Origin of the sequence: Chryseobacterium sp. sg2396 (assembly GCF_042610505.1) — a bacterium.
Taxonomy (GTDB): Bacteria; Bacteroidota; Bacteroidia; order Flavobacteriales; family Weeksellaceae; genus Chryseobacterium.
On record NZ_JBHGAQ010000019.1, the window covers coordinates 61,812 to 76,702 of the forward strand.

A 14,891-nucleotide genomic window follows, 5' to 3' on the forward strand; every position below is an offset into this window, starting at 1 on the left:
TTTTGAGTCGGTTACATTTGCAATACCTATCCGATTTGATAGTTTTAAAAAAATGAAAAAAGAATGCACCGGCAATTATGTCAAGGTAAACGGAAAGCTCTACCCATGTTCGGTAAGCCTGGCGATGGATCTGGTAGGAGGAAAGTGGAAAACCGTTATTCTCTATCATCTGAAAGAAGGCACAAAAAGATACGGTGAGCTGCGGAAAGAATTGTTTTCGGTTACGGAAATGACGCTCAGTCTTCAGCTGAAACAGTTGGAAAAAGACGGTCTTGTTTCCAGGACTGTTTATGGACAAAAGCCTCCGATCCGCGTAGAATATGCGCTGACAGATTTCGGGAAGACCTTTATTCCGGTATTGGAAGCCATTACCGACTGGGGAAACGAAATCGTGGATAAAAGTGGAGAATTTGTGGATAACTTTTAAAATATTGTGGATAAGTCAATAATTTCTAAAATTAGTTTAAATTTTAAATCAACTTTTTTTATTCTTAACTTTTTCTACTGTGGAATCTTGTGCTCAATTTCAATGAATCAAATGAATAAAGTAATACTTAATAAATTGATTTTTCAAGCTAAAATATCTTAATTGCTGAATGGTGAGAAATTTCAACAGATTTTAAAAAATACTTTGATTTTAATCCGATATGTTCTAAACTATGCGGCGGCTATGCTCAGCTACCAAAAACACTAAAATCTAATGGGGTTTTCATGTTTCAAAACTTTATGACCTTTTTTAAATCAGCTCGAAACTCATAAAAACAGCAGTTTCCGTAGAATTATCATATAATTTGGTATTGATTCCGGTGATCGCAAATCCTGCTTTCCGGTAAAACTGAATGGCTGGATAATTGGTATTCTGCGTTTCAGTTTCCACGATCCTGCATTGCAGTTCGCGGGCTCTACGGTTAACGTTTTTGATCAGCATTTTGCCGATACTGTGCCCCCGGAATGCTTCGCTTACCCACAGGCTTTTAATAAACAGGCTGTTATTCCAGGATCTGTAGTCGCAGATGGCCCAGCCGATCAGTTCCTCTTCATGAAATGCTCCTGAAGAATGCCCCTGTCCGATAATAGTATTCAGTTGTTCCGTATCTCCGGGACTAATTTCCCGGGTTTTGGTGTACGGCTGATCTTTTTCCCGTAAGCTGAACTCAAAAGAAGTTCCGATTTCAATGGCGGAGACAACATAAATTTTATCGGTACGGTAGCCATTCTCTCCCCATAAAAGTGTAGGATTTCCGATGAGTTTTTCCAGTTTTCTGATTTCCATATTGAATATTTAACGCCTGAAGATATTAATGAATACTGAGTTTAAAGTTCTACCATATTGTTATTTTGTGCTGATTCAAATTTAAATAAAATCTCATTAAAATCTCCTGATTCCAGGCAATTTTAGAATATTAAATTTTGAATTAATCTTATGAGGATCTCTTTCTTCATCAAAAAAAATTCAACTTGATCGAGGTCTTTAAAGACAACTTCGGAATTACTTTTTAGAAAAGACCAGTTCAGTATTGTGAAAGAAATGATCGAGGATTGGAATAAAAATTTAAACGCAAGGATAAACAAGGACGTAAATTTTATGCGATCAGAATAAGATAAACAAGGCCGTTACACTTAACAAAGTAAAACAAAGCACAATTTTTTGTATTTCATAAATAAGCGAAGCGGCTCTGTCTATCCTTGCGATAAACATCTTGCATGTTCGTTTTGATCATATTGAATCATTAAAACAGTCCTTAAATAATTATGTATTTAAATTTAATCAAAACTTCATACACCGAAACTTTCAAAACCCGTAAATTTGTTCCCAATAAAAATTTAGCGGATGTTAAGGAAAATTTCGGTTGCGGCGGCCATGGGACTGTCCATAATCACAATCAATGCACAGAAGAACAAAAATACTCAGCTGGAAAGGCCCAAACTGGTTGTCGGTTTGGTAGTAGACCAGATGCGATGGGATTATTTGTACCGGTTTTACAACAAATACGGCAACGATGGTTTCAAAAGATTATTAAACACCGGTTATTCCTTAAACAATGTTCATATTCCTTATGTACCTACCATTACCGCTTTGGGTCATACCTGCATTTATACCGGTTCGGTCCCTGCCATTCACGGGATTGCGGGAAACGACTGGACGGATAAGGAAACCGGGAAGAATGTGTATTGTACCACCGATGAAAGCGTACAGCCGGTAGGGACCACCAATGCCAAGATCGGGAGCCATTCCCCGAAAAACCTTTGGTCGACTACCATCACTGATGAGCTGAAGCTGGCCACCAATTTCCAGGGGGAAGTAATCGGGGTTTCGTTGAAAGACAGGGCTTCTATTTTACCTGCGGGCCATACGCCGAACGGGGCCTTCTGGTTCGACGATTCTACAGGTAATTTCATCACCAGCACCTGGTACATGAACGATCTTCCGCAGTGGGTGAAGGCATTTAACTCTCAGAATATGCCGGAGAAACTGGTGGCAAACGGCTGGAATACCTTGTTGCCGATTAATCAGTACACAGAAAGTGCGCCGGACAATTCGCCATGGGAAGGCCTTCTGGGGAGTGCCAAAACCCCAACTTTCCCATACAGCAACCTGGCGGCCGATTACCAGGCTAAAAAAGACAATATCCGTTATACGCCTTTTGGTAATACCTTAACTTTAAAACTGGCCGAAGCTGCCATCGAAGGCGAAAAATTAGGAGGAGACGATATTGTGGATATGCTGGCGATCAACCTGGCTTCTACCGATTACGCAGGCCATAAATTCGGCCCTAATTCCATTGAAGTAGAGGATGTTTATCTAAGGCTGGACCAGGATTTAGCCCGGTTTTTCAACTATCTGGATGCTAAAGTCGGAAAAGGGCAGTATACCATTTTCCTTTCGGCAGACCATGGCGGGGCACATTCCGTAGGATTTTTACAGGAGCATAAAATTACCACCGGCTTCTTCGGCGACGGGATGGATAAAAATGTCAATCAGAAACTGAAAGAAAAATTCGGGGTGGATAAGCTAATCAATGCGGTGGATAATTACCAGATTTACTTCGACAGAAAGTTGCTGAAAGAAAACAATATTAAACTGGAAGATGTCGTTGATTTCACGGTAAAGGAAATTGAAAACGATCCTTCCGACCTGTATGCTGTAGCTGTAACAAAAGTTTCGGAAGCAACAATCCCGGAGCCGATCAAGCAAAGGATCATCAACGGAATCAACAGGCAGAGAAGCGGGGATATTCAGCTGATTTCGCACGATTCCATGCTTCCTCCGTATTCTAAAACCGGAACTACACACAGCGTATGGAACTCTTACGATTCACACATTCCGCTAATCTTCATGGGTTGGGGAATCCAGCATGGCGAAAGCAGTAAAGCTTATTTCATGACCGATATCGCGCCAACAGTTTCCTCTTTACTGAAAATACAGTTCCCGAGCGGGAATGTAGGAAACCCGATCAGCGAAGCGATCGGAAAGTAAAATTCATTGTATAAAAATTAAAATCCTTAACCGCCTTGGCAGTTAAGGATTTTTTATGGCAGATAAAGGTTTGATTAAATATAATTTTGATTCGATTATTAAAATTAAAAATTGGAATTCAGATCGGTGAATAAGGATGTTAGATGGATTTTATTTTTGCATAATAACCAATGATCTTATTTGATAAAGAATAGTTTAAAAATAAGGTTGATAAGATAAATTTCCAACATTAAGCTTTCCTCTTCCGGCCTGTTAATCAGATTTCTACTTCGTTAAATGTAAATCTTACTGTTATCGATTTTCAGCACATTCTGTTTTTCCATTTTTTTGATGGCCCGGATGACTGTTTCGATCCGCATTCCGGTAAGGGAAGCCAGCTGCTGCCGGGTATACGGAACCGGAAATGAAAATTTCTCCTTAAAACCGAAATGGTCTTTAATGTGCCGCATCAGGATATGCAGTTTGGTCATCGGGTCTTTGAATGAAAACGGGGCGGAAGTCAGGTAGCGATAGTGCATCCGGTCTGCCGTATAGGAATATACTTTAAGGATAAGATCCGGCTTTTCCAGAAGGAGATCGGTCAGCCTTTTTTTTTCAAACCGTATAATTTCGCAGTCCGTAACGGCGATGGCATTTACCGCATATTTTTTTTCCGTAAACAGATAGGTCTCCGCAAAACAATGACCGTCAAAGGGAATCCCGTGAATAAATTCTTTACCGTCTTCCAAAAAGCTGCTCAGTTTTACAGTACCGGATTTTATTTGAAAATAATATTTTGGGGTGCTGTCTTCCTCGATGATTGTATCGCCGGAATGATAATTTTGCAGCTCAGCTCCGTACGAAAACAATAGGTTTTCTGAGATGATCATAGATTATTTTTATAGTTGATTGTAAATGTTAAAATTAATAAAATAACCTATCGCCGTAAAACCTAAAAGTACCACATAGATGCCCCAAAAATGTCTTATATGAAGACTTTTTAGGCTTTTAATGAAGATTTTTAGAATTTTAGGTTAAATAAGGGTTTTTTGAAGTATGGATAAAAGCCTGTAACTGCTATTGAATGGTATTCCCGAGTTGTCTTGCAGGAAAAATTTATGCATTTATAATGGACGGCAGATTGTGTAATTTAAAGAAAGTGGGAAAATAATTAGACGTGACGGGTTTCACAAACCTGTTACCTTATCAGAATAAAAAAAGCTGTCAAAATTTCTTGACAGCCTTTATAATATTTTACCTAGTCTTCTTCCGCATCATCTTCGTCATCCTCATATTGTTCGAGGAAGTAAGTGAAAGTAAAATCCTCCACTTCGTCTTCCGCATCTTCAAGGGTTGTCAGAAGATCCTCAAAGATTTCCAGCTGGTCAACGGTCATATTGACAAATTCGAGGTGAAGCGGCATTTCAAGTCCGCCCGTAATCACATCCGAAAGTGCATCCAGATTGTCTCCGAAATATTCCGGAAGCGGAAGTTTTTCTTTTAATTGCGCATAGAAGTCCTCGTAATCTCCTATGTCTGTAAAATCGATATATACTGTACTCATACTGAATTGAATTTCCAATTTCTTTTTATTAAAACCTGTCTGCATTTTTTACAGAAACCGGTTTCTTCGTCGGTCGGGTTTTTGCCTTCCGCAGCCCGCATGAAACACGTTTTTGCCGGACAGTGCTGCAAGCCCTGTGTATGCCCGAGCTCATGGATGGAGATTTTAAAAAACTGTTCGTCGGAATTGCTTTTATTCAGCCGGAAGTTTGAAGCAATACAGGCATTTCCGGGTCTGAAGCCAAGGCCAAACAGTCCAAAATCTTTTATTTTACCTTTGGTAGCACTGATGTCTTTTGATGTCAGCCCGATTGTTATAAAACCGTCTTTTGTATTCCTGCTCAGAAAAGCAATCGAAGAATCTGCCCGGTAACGGTTACGGGGTTTGTAATACGCATTCGGTGGAAAATCGATGGGTTCCAGAATGCGGACATGTGGGTATACTTTTCTGATTTCTTTCGCAAGACGCTTTACTTTTTCCGGTTTCATATCCTTAAAAGGCTGGACCAGGATAGTGATTGCTTTGTCTTCTTTTATCGTTTCCTGCTGTTTTTCCGAGCAGGAAATAATGAAGGCAAAGCATAACAGTACTACTTTGAAACTACTGTTTTTCAAAACTTTTATAATGGTTTTTACTTAGATACACTTCACCGTCTTTGGTAAAAACGATCCGGTCTGCCTGTCTGCTTCCGCAATGATAATTTACATCGGCTTCAAAATAGGTTTTGCCATCAGGCAGCATTCTTTCCCTGTTGCCGAAGCGGTCTCCGCCAATAGCTTTTCCCGGTGCCACATCACAAAGATTTCCTTTTGAAGGATTCCAGCCGAGATTTCGGGCCTGGTTTTTCGTGATGTAATAATCCGGAAGCCTATGGTTTTGTTTAACATACCGGATGACTGTTTTCTCATCTGTCAGCTGATCGATCGATTGCTGAATAGAATTCCGTGAATCGTTTAGTCCTGCTTCACTCACCTTTTCAGTAGAAACCGGTTTCGCGTCTGTAATGAAATTTTTGTAAACATACATTACAAATACCCCGAACAAAAGCCCTAGGCAAATAAAAAACAGCGGTCTCGTTTTATTATTCATATTTTTAATTTAACAATATAGCCGTGTAACAATGTAACAATGTATTAATGTAACAGTGTAACAATTTTTTTAAATATATCAATTATCAATATTTGAATAATTAACCAATTGCTGGACTGTTACATTAATAAATTGCTACACTGATAAATTGATTTAATCAATTTATCTCCATTCTTCCGGAACATCACAGATTGGAATAGGAACCATTTTATGCTTTGCAGCTTTGTGCATCCGGTCGAAAATCATGAATACTTCCTTGTCGCGCCCTTCATAATCCTCAACGGCTTTTGTTCCGTATTCTTTCTGGATCTTTTCAAGTTCAGGATAAGTGGCTCCGATCTGGTCTTCGTCGGTTCTTTCCGCATCCCAAAGCCCGTCCGTAGGAATGGCGTTTTGGATGCTTTCAATTAAATCTAAACCTCTGGCAAGCTCATAGACTTCGGTTTTATAAAGATCGGCGATAGGGGAAACATCCACACCGCCGTCTCCGTATTTGGTGTAAAATCCGATCCCGAAATCCTCCACCTTATTTCCGGTTCCGCATACCAAAAGTCCGTGGAGCTGACCGAAATAATACAGGTTCAGCATTCTGAATCGGGATCTTGTGTTGGCCAGCGCAAGATTATTGCTCCATCTTCCTTCCACATGGTCATGGACCACCTGCTCAAAACTTTCGAAAACAGGAGTCAGGTTGATGGTTTTGGATTGTACATTCGGGAATTTTTTCTTTAGGTATTCCATATGCTCCTGAGCTCGGTTCACCTGATCTTCTTTCTGGCGGATCGGCATTTCCAGCAGCAACACTTCAAGGCCTGTCATGGCGCAAAGCGTTGAAACCACTCCGGAGTCTACGCCTCCGGAAACACCGATAACGTATCCGTTTACGTTTGCTTTTACGGCATAATCTTTCAGCCAGTTTACAATATGATCGATAATCTTTTGGGTCTGCATTGTTTATATTTTTAGTCTGTTATTTATGATTCAAAATTAAAAATTTTGATGGGGTTTAATGATAATCTTCACGGCGAAGTTCGTACCAAAAGCAAATTCCATCAGGTTCGGCGAATTCGCCTGTCTTTACAAAGCCTGACTTTTCCAGAACATCCAGGGAACTTTTATTTTCACAATGGGCATAAGCGTAAATAACATCCGTTCTCAGATCGTTGAAACCGAAGTCGAGCGAAGCACGCACCGATTCCGAAGCATAGCCTTTCCCCCAATATTCCGGAAGGAAGCGGTAGCCAAGCTCATAAATGTTTTTATAGCCGTTGGTTTCCTGTGTCAAGAATTTTAGCCCGCTCCATCCGATAAGAAGTCCGCTCTCTTTTTCGATGACGGCCAGTCTTCCAATCCCGTGATCAAGATACTGCTGCCGGATGTTGCCGATGATCTTTTGTGATTCGCTGAGGTCTGAAACGGGAGGAACGCCGATGTATTTCATAACTTCAGGGTTGGAGTCGAGGAGAAACAGACGTTTGGCATCCGTTTCCTCAAGTTTTCTTAAAATAAGCCGTTCCGTTTCTAAGTACATATGCTTAAGGTTGATCAAATCCGAAGATGGTGACATTTGCCGGCCCTTTCTTAAGATCTTTTTCCCTGATAGGGTTTTTCATGATATTGAGAGACTCAAGATTGATGTTTGAAGAAATATCAAGCTGTTGAATCAGATTATGTTCCAGATTTAATTTTTTGAGATGTTTAAGGGCACTCACATCAATCGTCTTAATTTTATTTAAAGATACGGTTAATTGGTTAATTTTCGGGGTTGATTTCAGGGAAATATTTTCAATTTGGTTACCATCCAGATACAGTGAGGTGAGGCTTTTCAGGTTTTCTGCGGTAAAAACCGCAACTTTGCTGCCGGCACAGGAAATCAACTGAACTTTGTCCATATTTTTCAGTGATATCCGGGGAATATTGTTCTGATCCAGAATAATCATCCGGGCGTTTTTAAAATAAGAGACGTCTTCTACAGAAGTAATGCCTTTGTTCATCAGAAATAAATTTTCCACTCTTTCGGCTTCAGAAATGCTTATTTTCCCGTCTCTGTTGAGGTCGTAATTTTCAAGCACAGTCTTTTCAAAATTTTTATCCTTAAAAATAAGCTGCTGAGCGTTGATCGGGATAACGGCAGAAATAATACACAGTGCTGTAATTATTTTGTTTTTCATCATCAGGTTGTGTTTAAATCACTATTTTTGTACACTTTAATTTCGTGTAAAAATATGAAGATTTTCAGAATTACCGCCCTTTCTCTGGGATTAGTTTTAGCCCTGAATTCCTGTAAAAAAGAATCTCAGAACCCTTGGAACGTAGAAATTGCAACGCCTGCGGAAAAGGTGGAGATTACGGATATTTCCAGAGAACTCTACAACCCGGCTGTTTCTTCGGATCAGTTTAAAGCTAAATTCCCGTGGTTCCAGGGAACCGTGAGCGATGCCGACTTTGCCAAAAGAAGGACGGATGCCGGAGAAATTAAACTCTATAAGGAAGCCGTTGCCAAAATAGACCAGAAAAAGCTGCAGACGGATCTTCAGGATCTTTTTTCACACATCAAATATTATTTTCCTTCGTTCAAAAGCCCGAAGGTATTTTTGTTTTCATCTGCTTTACAGATGGTGCAGGACCCGATTTTCTATAACGCCCAGGAAAATCTTTTATTCATAGACGTTACCGGTTTTATGGGAGACGGAAATCCCAATTACAAAGGGCTGGAAATGTACTTCCAGAAATCCATGAATCCGAATAACATCGTACCGAAAGTAGCGCAGCTCTTCGCCGAAGGTTTTGTAAAAGAGTCTCCCGATCATCAGAAATTTATAGATATGATGATTCTTAACGGTAAGATCATGATCCTAAAAGACGCCTTTTTGCCGACATATCCGGAATATCTTAAAATGAACTACACACAGAAGCAATATGAATGGGCGGTAGCTAATGAAGCGAACATCTGGAATTATTTTGTAGAGAACAACCTGATCTTTGGTGATGACCATCGTCTTGAAGACCGTTTCATTGCGCCTGGACCATTCTCCAAGTTTTATACGGAGATCGATAACGAATCTTCACCGCAGATCGGTATTTTCACAGGCTGGCAGATCTGCAAAGTATATTTGAAAGAAAAACCGGATACCAAACTCCAGGATTTCCTGAAAATGGATGCCACGGTAATTTTCAACCAGTCAGGGTATAAACCGAAAGTACAATAAGAGCCTTTTTTAATTCTAAATATATTTTGTAATAGTAAGAATTGAGGGTTAATTTCTTATTTTTTATCGCTTAATAAGCTGAACATATTAATGTTAAGAATAGACTTCGTTTATTTGAATGAAGCACATTAAGTACAAGTCCATAAAAATCATGAAATAAAAATTTAGAACAGGATTAGACTAAACGATTTAAATTCAAATACCTCAACCTTCAGCACTGCCTGAGGGTTTTTTTTTCTTATGTTAATTTTACTACTTTGTATTGCATATTACTATTTAATCTATATATTTGTGGCATATAAATAATAACCTATGGAAAATGTAATACAGATTCAGAACCTCAGTTTTGAATTTTCCAAGAACAAACCTGTTTTAAAAGACATCAGTCTTTCGGTTCCCAAAGGAAGTATTTTCGGGTTTCTGGGGGCTAATGGTGCCGGAAAATCTACGACGATGAAAATGTTGATCGGAAGTATTCCCGATGAGCAGCACGCCATCCGCATCTTTAACGAAAAGGTGGATATGCTCTATCCCGACGGTTTTAATAAAATCGGAAGCCTTATTGATACGGCAGCTTTTTATGACCACCTTTCGGGCTGGGACAACCTGCTGGTTATTTCCAGGCTGAGAAACCTTCCGACTTCAGAATGTGAGCGGGTGTTGTATCTGGTCGGCCTGTGGGAAAGCCGGAATATGAAGATGAAAAGGTATTCACTGGGGATGAAGCAGCGCTTGGCAATCGCCATCACTTTGCTCGGAAAACCCGATCTCCTGATCCTGGACGAACCGGTAAACGGACTCGATCCTAACGGAATGCTGGAAATCCGCGAACTGCTCATCAAGCTGAATAAAGAGGAAGGCGTTACCATTTTTATCTCCAGCCATCTTCTTCAGGAAATTGAAAAAATGATTACGCATCTTGCCATCATTTCTCATGGTGAAATCCGGTTTGCCGGCAGTATTAAAGACCTTAATGAAATGTACCGCTACAATCGTATCCGGATCGGACTGAATCATGCCGAAACTTTCATTCACGAAATCCCCGAAAATTATTCCCCAAGATTGCTGGACGAAGCGGGTATTGAGATTACCGCCGAATCCAGGGAAGATATTACGGCTCTCATTAAAAAGCTGGTGCTGAAAGATGCGGAGATCTTCGAAATTAAGAACAGCGCAGGCCTTGAAGAATGGTTTATGGAAATCACTAAAAACTAAAACAAATGAAAAAATTATTAACAACAGCGGGTACGGAATGGCTGAAAATAAAAGGATTGGGAATTATTTATATGGCCGTTGTTTTGGGCGCTTTGCTTCCTTTGCTGATCTACGTTCCTTCATTTTTTATACGGGAAACGGTTTCCGAAGGTATATTGAAATATTCTGTCTTTGAAGATGCGATCGGTGGGGAACAGTTGAGATATTTCGTATTTTTTATCCTGCCCCTGCTGATTATTATTCTGGCCAACAGGATCGCCCAGACCGATCATAAGAACAACGGCTGGCAACTGATGGAAACGCAGCCTGTAAGCCGTTTCCAGCTTTATTTTTCCAAATACATTATCGTGGTCATATTGAGCGTGATCTGTATCTCTTCTTATTTCATCTTCAGCATCATTATGGCCACGGCAGATTATTATATTCATCCGAATGCTGTGAAGATCATGGACTTCCATGTGCTCTGGGCCCTTAAGACCTATATCAGAATGTGCATTACCATTTTAGGAATTGCGGCCCTCCAGCTCTGTATTTCCGTGGCTTTCCAGGGGTTTATCTGGTCTTTCCTGATCGGTTCGCTGGGCATCGCGTCGAATATTGCCTCGCTCATTCAGAAACAGTCTTTCTTTTTTAATCCCTATGGTTCTTTATGTACCTTCTGGAATGCGCCGGAAATCAGAAACCTGAATACTTTTATTTCCCATTCCGAGTACATGAGCGTTTTCTGGATGGTGATTTTCCTGATCATCGGTTATATATGGTACAGCAGAAAAGGCTTTAGAAATGCTTTTGGTAAAACTAAAAAACAGATGGTTGTTTCAGCCGCATTGTTTGCAGCCGGAGCAGGTTTGCTTTATTTTATCCAGCATCCGAGGGCTTATCAAAGCATTGCGGCAGGCGTTTCCATGAAAGGAACATTAGATACCGATCTTAAAATTGATTCCGTTAAAATCTTTACTTCAGATTTCCATAAAAAAATCGGAGCGGTACCGGTGGTAAACAATACCTTCACCTGGTCGACCAAAGAAAAACTTCCGCTGGATGAATACCTGATCGAAATCGGAAACAAAAAACTGGTCCTGGTGATGGGAAGCGGCGACTGGTTTGATCTGAATTTAAAATTTAATAATACCGAAATGGTGACGTACATCAAATCGAACCGAAAAGCTGATCAGGTCTACCGCGAAAAACAGGATTCTTTCGGAAGGGATTTCACGTACGTGCTGGACGATCAGCCTTACAACAACGAACCCGACAAGTTTTATGAAGCCGCTCAGGACGACTGGAACAAGAAGAAAAGAATTCTCAATGGGTTTGCCGATCCTTCCAACAATGCCCTTTCGGAGGAATATAAAACATACAGAAGGCAGTTGATGGCCATTAATTATTTAAATGAAATCAGCAATTACCGGAAAATGACCTCATGGAAAGATCCTAAGTTTGCCCCTCCGAAAGCTTTTGTGGATGATCTCAATGCCAATATCAGCAAGCCATCGTTGCTTTTAAGCAAAAACGAAAATTACCTTCAGTTTAAGCTGGATCATTTATTAACGGATAAAGATCAGTCGGTCAATGCGGACAGTATCCTTTTTGTAAAAATCAACAGGTTGCCGCAAGGATTGGAGAAAGACCGACTTTTGTCGAAACATTTGGCTAAAACCATGGAGCTTCAAACCGATAGCCTGACAAGGAACAAATTATTTGCGGGTGAAATTAACAACGTAAAAAACATTGATTACCGAAAAACACTGTATTCTAAGCTGGAGCAGATCAATAGGTCCCAAAAAGGCGCCGTATTTCCGGATCTGGCTTTCTTAAATGACAATGGAAAAACAGTGAATCTCTCCAAGTTTCGTGGAAAATATGTGGTGATCGATCTTTGGGCTACCTGGTGTGCACCGTGTAAACAGATCCGGCCGGTTTTTGAGGCTAGAAATAATCAGTATAGATATTATAGTAACATTCAATTTATTTCGGTAAGCGTCGATGAAAACCAGTCGAAATGGAAAAATTATCTGAAGACAAAACCGTCCGATATTCCTCAATTCTGGCTTGAAAATGCAGAAAAAGTACTGAGTATGTATAAAATCCAGTCGATTCCGAGATTTATTATCATTGATCCTGAAGGGAAAATATTTAACCTGAATACACCGTTTCCGGACGAAGATAACTTTGTAGAAATTTTGGATAAGCTGAAGAAGTATTAACTTTGCATCAAATTTAGAAACAAAGAGAAAGTTATGAGAAAAACTCAGATTACGATAGATGTAGAACTGGACGAAAACCATATCCCGGAAAACATTACCTGGAACGCACAGGACGGCGGTATTGAAAAGGAAGCGACCAAGGCAACGATGATTTCCGTTTGGGACGATAAAGCGATGGAAGCTTTGAGAATCGATCTGTGGACCAAAGAAATGCCGGTGGACCAGATGAAGATGTTCATCCACCAGATCCTGGTTTCTTTAGGAAATACTTATCAGAGAGCAACAGGCGAAGAAGATGTGGCCCAGTGGATGGAGGAGATCGCGGAAGAATTTGCCGTAAAATCTGCGATAAAAATGTAAAATTAATGTAACAATCTAAAAATGTATCGATATACCAGTGATTGCTAGACTGTTATATTGATACATAGGTAAATTATATAGCAATGAATTTCAATACAAAAGTAATACACGGTGGGCAGCACCATGAGTCTGCAACAGGTTCGGTAAATGTTCCTGTATTTTTAACGTCAACCTTTGCACAGAAAAGCCCGGGCGTACATTCCGGATATGAATATTCCAGAGCGGCTAACCCTACGAGACAGGCGCTTGAAGATTCCTTGGCCAGCATTGAAAACGGAGCGAGAGGACTGGCTTTCGGATCCGGTCTTGCAGCGATCGACTGTGTTTTAAAACTCTTAAATCCCGGCGATGAGGTTGTAGCGGTAGATGATCTGTATGGCGGAACGTACCGTATGTTTACCCGTCTTTTTGAAAAATACCAGCTGAAATTTACTTTCGTAAATTTTGATGATGTTTCAAAAATTGCGGATGTAATTACCGATAAGACCAAGCTGATCTGGGTAGAAACCCCTACCAATCCGCTGATGAAACTGGTAGACATTAAAGCGGTCGTGGAAGTGGCCAAAGGAAAAGATATTCTGGTCGCTGTGGACAATACGTTTGCTACTCCTTACCTTCAAAGACCTATTGATCTGGGAGCGGATATTGTGATGCACTCCGCGACAAAATATTTGGGAGGCCATTCTGATGTAATCGCCGGAGCGTTGGTGGCCAAAGATGCCGAATTGGGAGAGAAACTTCATTTCATCCAGTTTGCGAGCGGTGGAATTTTAGGACCTCACGATTCTTATCTGGTGTTGAGAGGAATTAAAACCCTGGCATTACGTGTTCAGCGACACTCGGAAAACGGAATGGCCGTAGCCGAATATCTGGAATCTCATCCTGCTGTGGACAAAGTAATTTACCCAGGACTGGAATCTCACCCGCAATACGAACTGGCAAAAGCCCAGATGAAAGATTTCGGCGGAATGGTTTCTTTTACCTTTAAGTCCGGTAAAAAAGAGGATGCCATTAAGTTTTTAGAGAAAGTAAAGGTTTTTACGCTGGCTGAATCTTTAGGCGGCGTAGAATCGCTGGCCAATCACCCGGCCCTGATGACCCATGCTTCCATTCCTGCCGAAAAACGTGCGGAACTGGGTATTACCGATGATCTGGTACGTTTAAGCGTAGGCATCGAAGATGCGGAAGACCTGATCGCCGATCTGGAAAGAGCATTTTCATAAAATAACTTGCATCACTTTGTCAAAGTTATATTTCACTCCTTTTAACTTTGACAAAGTTTTACCAAAGATTCACCCTTACCATGATAAGAAAAGCAACGCTTCAGGACATCGGGCAGCTGTCTGAACTGTTCGATCAGTACAGAATTTTTTACCATAAAGATTCAGACCTTCCCGCTGCTGGACAATTTTTAACCGAACGGATAGAAAACAGAGATTCCGAAATTTTTGTTGCAGAAAGTGAAGGGAAACTCGTGGGATTCGTACAGCTTTATCCTTTGTTTTCATCGACAAGAATGAAGCGCTACTGGCTGCTGAACGATTTGTTTGTCCAAAAAAGTGACCGTGGAAAAGGCTTTTCAAAAGAATTAATTGAGAAAGCAAAAGACATGGCAAAATTAACCGATGCCTGCGGAATTCTTCTGGAAACCGGAAAATCCAACGATATTGGAAACAAATTATATCCATCCTGCGGATTTGAAATATATGATGAAGTGAATTTTTATGAATGGACTAATAATTAATGTAACAATTTAATAATGTAACAGTTTACCAATAATTGTTACATTG

Annotated in this window: 16 protein-coding genes; 8 read left to right on the forward strand and 8 right to left on the reverse strand. The window is 40.3% G+C overall.

Annotated elements, in window-relative coordinates; all coding sequences use genetic code 11:
• Window positions 1–52: 52 nt before the first annotated feature.
• A complete protein-coding gene (locus ACED20_RS17775; protein WP_294201717.1) occupies window positions 53–427 on the forward strand; it encodes a helix-turn-helix domain-containing protein in 375 nt (124 codons plus the stop codon).
• 309 nt (window positions 428–736) lie between these two features.
• Here ACED20_RS17775 and ACED20_RS17780 read toward each other — a convergent pair whose 3' ends face one another.
• Window positions 737–1,273 carry a GNAT family N-acetyltransferase gene (locus tag ACED20_RS17780; RefSeq protein ID WP_345766280.1) on the reverse strand — a complete coding sequence of 179 codons (537 nt, stop codon included), beginning with the start codon at window positions 1,271–1,273 and terminating at the stop codon, window positions 737–739.
• Window positions 1,274–1,831: 558 nt separating this feature from the next.
• On the opposite strand from ACED20_RS17780, the gene pafA reads away from it, so the two are divergent.
• Window positions 1,832–3,478: an alkaline phosphatase PafA gene (gene pafA, locus ACED20_RS17785; RefSeq protein WP_378106097.1), complete on the forward strand. Its 1,647-nt coding sequence runs from the start codon at window positions 1,832–1,834 to the stop codon at window positions 3,476–3,478.
• Window positions 3,479–3,750: 272 nt separating this feature from the next.
• Here pafA and ACED20_RS17790 read toward each other — a convergent pair whose 3' ends face one another.
• The 7 genes from ACED20_RS17790 to ACED20_RS17820 form a co-directional block, all read right to left on the reverse strand.
• Window positions 3,751–4,347 carry a Crp/Fnr family transcriptional regulator gene (locus ACED20_RS17790; RefSeq protein ID WP_294224006.1) on the reverse strand — a complete coding sequence of 199 codons (597 nt, stop codon included), beginning with the start codon at window positions 4,345–4,347 and terminating at the stop codon, window positions 3,751–3,753.
• 368 nt (window positions 4,348–4,715) lie between these two features.
• Window positions 4,716–5,021 (reverse strand): barstar family protein, encoded by a 306-nt coding sequence (locus ACED20_RS17795; protein ID WP_294224003.1) that lies wholly within the window; start codon window positions 5,019–5,021, stop codon window positions 4,716–4,718.
• Window positions 5,018–5,635 (reverse strand): Zn-dependent protease, encoded by a 618-nt coding sequence (locus ACED20_RS17800; protein WP_345766277.1) that lies wholly within the window; start codon window positions 5,633–5,635, stop codon window positions 5,018–5,020. The genes ACED20_RS17795 and ACED20_RS17800 overlap by 4 nt, the downstream gene beginning before the upstream one ends.
• Complete coding sequence (locus ACED20_RS17805) at window positions 5,622–6,110, reverse strand: ribonuclease domain-containing protein (RefSeq protein WP_294223999.1); 489 nt, start codon at window positions 6,108–6,110, stop codon at window positions 5,622–5,624. Before ACED20_RS17805 ends, ACED20_RS17800 begins: the two co-directional genes overlap by 14 nt.
• A 162-nt stretch (window positions 6,111–6,272) precedes the next feature.
• Window positions 6,273–7,061, reverse strand: coding sequence for an NAD(+) synthase (nadE, locus tag ACED20_RS17810; protein WP_294201709.1), 789 nt, complete (start codon window positions 7,059–7,061; stop codon window positions 6,273–6,275).
• Window positions 7,062–7,116: 55 nt separating this feature from the next.
• Window positions 7,117–7,641, reverse strand: a complete 525-nt coding sequence (locus tag ACED20_RS17815; RefSeq protein WP_345766276.1) for a GNAT family N-acetyltransferase — start codon at window positions 7,639–7,641, stop codon at window positions 7,117–7,119.
• 4 nt (window positions 7,642–7,645) lie between these two features.
• Window positions 7,646–8,284 (reverse strand): leucine-rich repeat domain-containing protein, encoded by a 639-nt coding sequence (locus tag ACED20_RS17820; RefSeq protein ID WP_294324758.1) that lies wholly within the window; start codon window positions 8,282–8,284, stop codon window positions 7,646–7,648.
• Between the two features lie 51 nt (window positions 8,285–8,335).
• On the opposite strand from ACED20_RS17820, the gene ACED20_RS17825 reads away from it, so the two are divergent.
• The 6 genes from ACED20_RS17825 (at window position 8,336) to ACED20_RS17850 (ending at window position 14,845) form a co-directional block, all read left to right on the forward strand.
• Window positions 8,336–9,319 (forward strand): gliding motility protein GldB, encoded by a 984-nt coding sequence (locus ACED20_RS17825; RefSeq protein ID WP_295212739.1) that lies wholly within the window; start codon window positions 8,336–8,338, stop codon window positions 9,317–9,319.
• 312 nt (window positions 9,320–9,631) lie between these two features.
• The gene (locus tag ACED20_RS17830) at window positions 9,632–10,534 is read left to right on the forward strand and encodes an ABC transporter ATP-binding protein (RefSeq protein WP_294265057.1); all 903 of its coding nucleotides are present in this window, start codon (window positions 9,632–9,634) and stop codon (window positions 10,532–10,534) included.
• Window positions 10,535–10,539: 5 nt separating this feature from the next.
• Window positions 10,540–12,741, forward strand: a complete 2,202-nt coding sequence (locus ACED20_RS17835; RefSeq protein ID WP_378106102.1) for a thioredoxin-like domain-containing protein — start codon at window positions 10,540–10,542, stop codon at window positions 12,739–12,741.
• Between the two features lie 33 nt (window positions 12,742–12,774).
• On the forward strand, window positions 12,775–13,101 hold the full coding sequence (gene gldC, locus ACED20_RS17840; RefSeq protein WP_089853771.1) for a gliding motility protein GldC: 327 nt from the start codon (window positions 12,775–12,777) through the stop codon (window positions 13,099–13,101).
• Window positions 13,102–13,184: 83 nt separating this feature from the next.
• A complete protein-coding gene (locus ACED20_RS17845; protein WP_294201698.1) occupies window positions 13,185–14,324 on the forward strand; it encodes a cystathionine gamma-synthase in 1,140 nt (379 codons plus the stop codon).
• Between the two features lie 80 nt (window positions 14,325–14,404).
• Window positions 14,405–14,845 (forward strand): GNAT family N-acetyltransferase, encoded by a 441-nt coding sequence (locus ACED20_RS17850; protein WP_294265051.1) that lies wholly within the window; start codon window positions 14,405–14,407, stop codon window positions 14,843–14,845.
• Window positions 14,846–14,891 lie beyond the last annotated feature (46 nt).

What these genes read in the sequence shown, in the direction of transcription:
- pafA (WP_378106097.1), top strand. Translation starts at nt 1,832, where the DNA reads ATGTTAAGGAAAATTTCGGTTGCGGCGGCCATGGGACTGTCCATAATC.
- ACED20_RS17815 (WP_345766276.1), bottom strand. Translation starts at nt 7,641, where the DNA reads ATGTACTTAGAAACGGAACGGCTTATTTTAAGAAAACTTGAGGAAACG.
- ACED20_RS17850 (WP_294265051.1), top strand. Translation starts at nt 14,405, where the DNA reads ATGATAAGAAAAGCAACGCTTCAGGACATCGGGCAGCTGTCTGAACTG.
- ACED20_RS17835 (WP_378106102.1), top strand. Translation starts at nt 10,540, where the DNA reads ATGAAAAAATTATTAACAACAGCGGGTACGGAATGGCTGAAAATAAAA.
- nadE (WP_294201709.1), bottom strand. Translation starts at nt 7,061, where the DNA reads ATGCAGACCCAAAAGATTATCGATCATATTGTAAACTGGCTGAAAGAT.
- ACED20_RS17825 (WP_295212739.1), top strand. Translation starts at nt 8,336, where the DNA reads ATGAAGATTTTCAGAATTACCGCCCTTTCTCTGGGATTAGTTTTAGCC.
- ACED20_RS17830 (WP_294265057.1), top strand. Translation starts at nt 9,632, where the DNA reads ATGGAAAATGTAATACAGATTCAGAACCTCAGTTTTGAATTTTCCAAG.
- gldC (WP_089853771.1), top strand. Translation starts at nt 12,775, where the DNA reads ATGAGAAAAACTCAGATTACGATAGATGTAGAACTGGACGAAAACCAT.
- ACED20_RS17775 (WP_294201717.1), top strand. Translation starts at nt 53, where the DNA reads ATGAAAAAAGAATGCACCGGCAATTATGTCAAGGTAAACGGAAAGCTC.
- ACED20_RS17790 (WP_294224006.1), bottom strand. Translation starts at nt 4,347, where the DNA reads ATGATCATCTCAGAAAACCTATTGTTTTCGTACGGAGCTGAGCTGCAA.
- ACED20_RS17845 (WP_294201698.1), top strand. Translation starts at nt 13,185, where the DNA reads ATGAATTTCAATACAAAAGTAATACACGGTGGGCAGCACCATGAGTCT.
- ACED20_RS17780 (WP_345766280.1), bottom strand. Translation starts at nt 1,273, where the DNA reads ATGGAAATCAGAAAACTGGAAAAACTCATCGGAAATCCTACACTTTTA.
- ACED20_RS17795 (WP_294224003.1), bottom strand. Translation starts at nt 5,021, where the DNA reads ATGAGTACAGTATATATCGATTTTACAGACATAGGAGATTACGAGGAC.
- ACED20_RS17820 (WP_294324758.1), bottom strand. Translation starts at nt 8,284, where the DNA reads ATGATGAAAAACAAAATAATTACAGCACTGTGTATTATTTCTGCCGTT.
- ACED20_RS17805 (WP_294223999.1), bottom strand. Translation starts at nt 6,110, where the DNA reads ATGAATAATAAAACGAGACCGCTGTTTTTTATTTGCCTAGGGCTTTTG.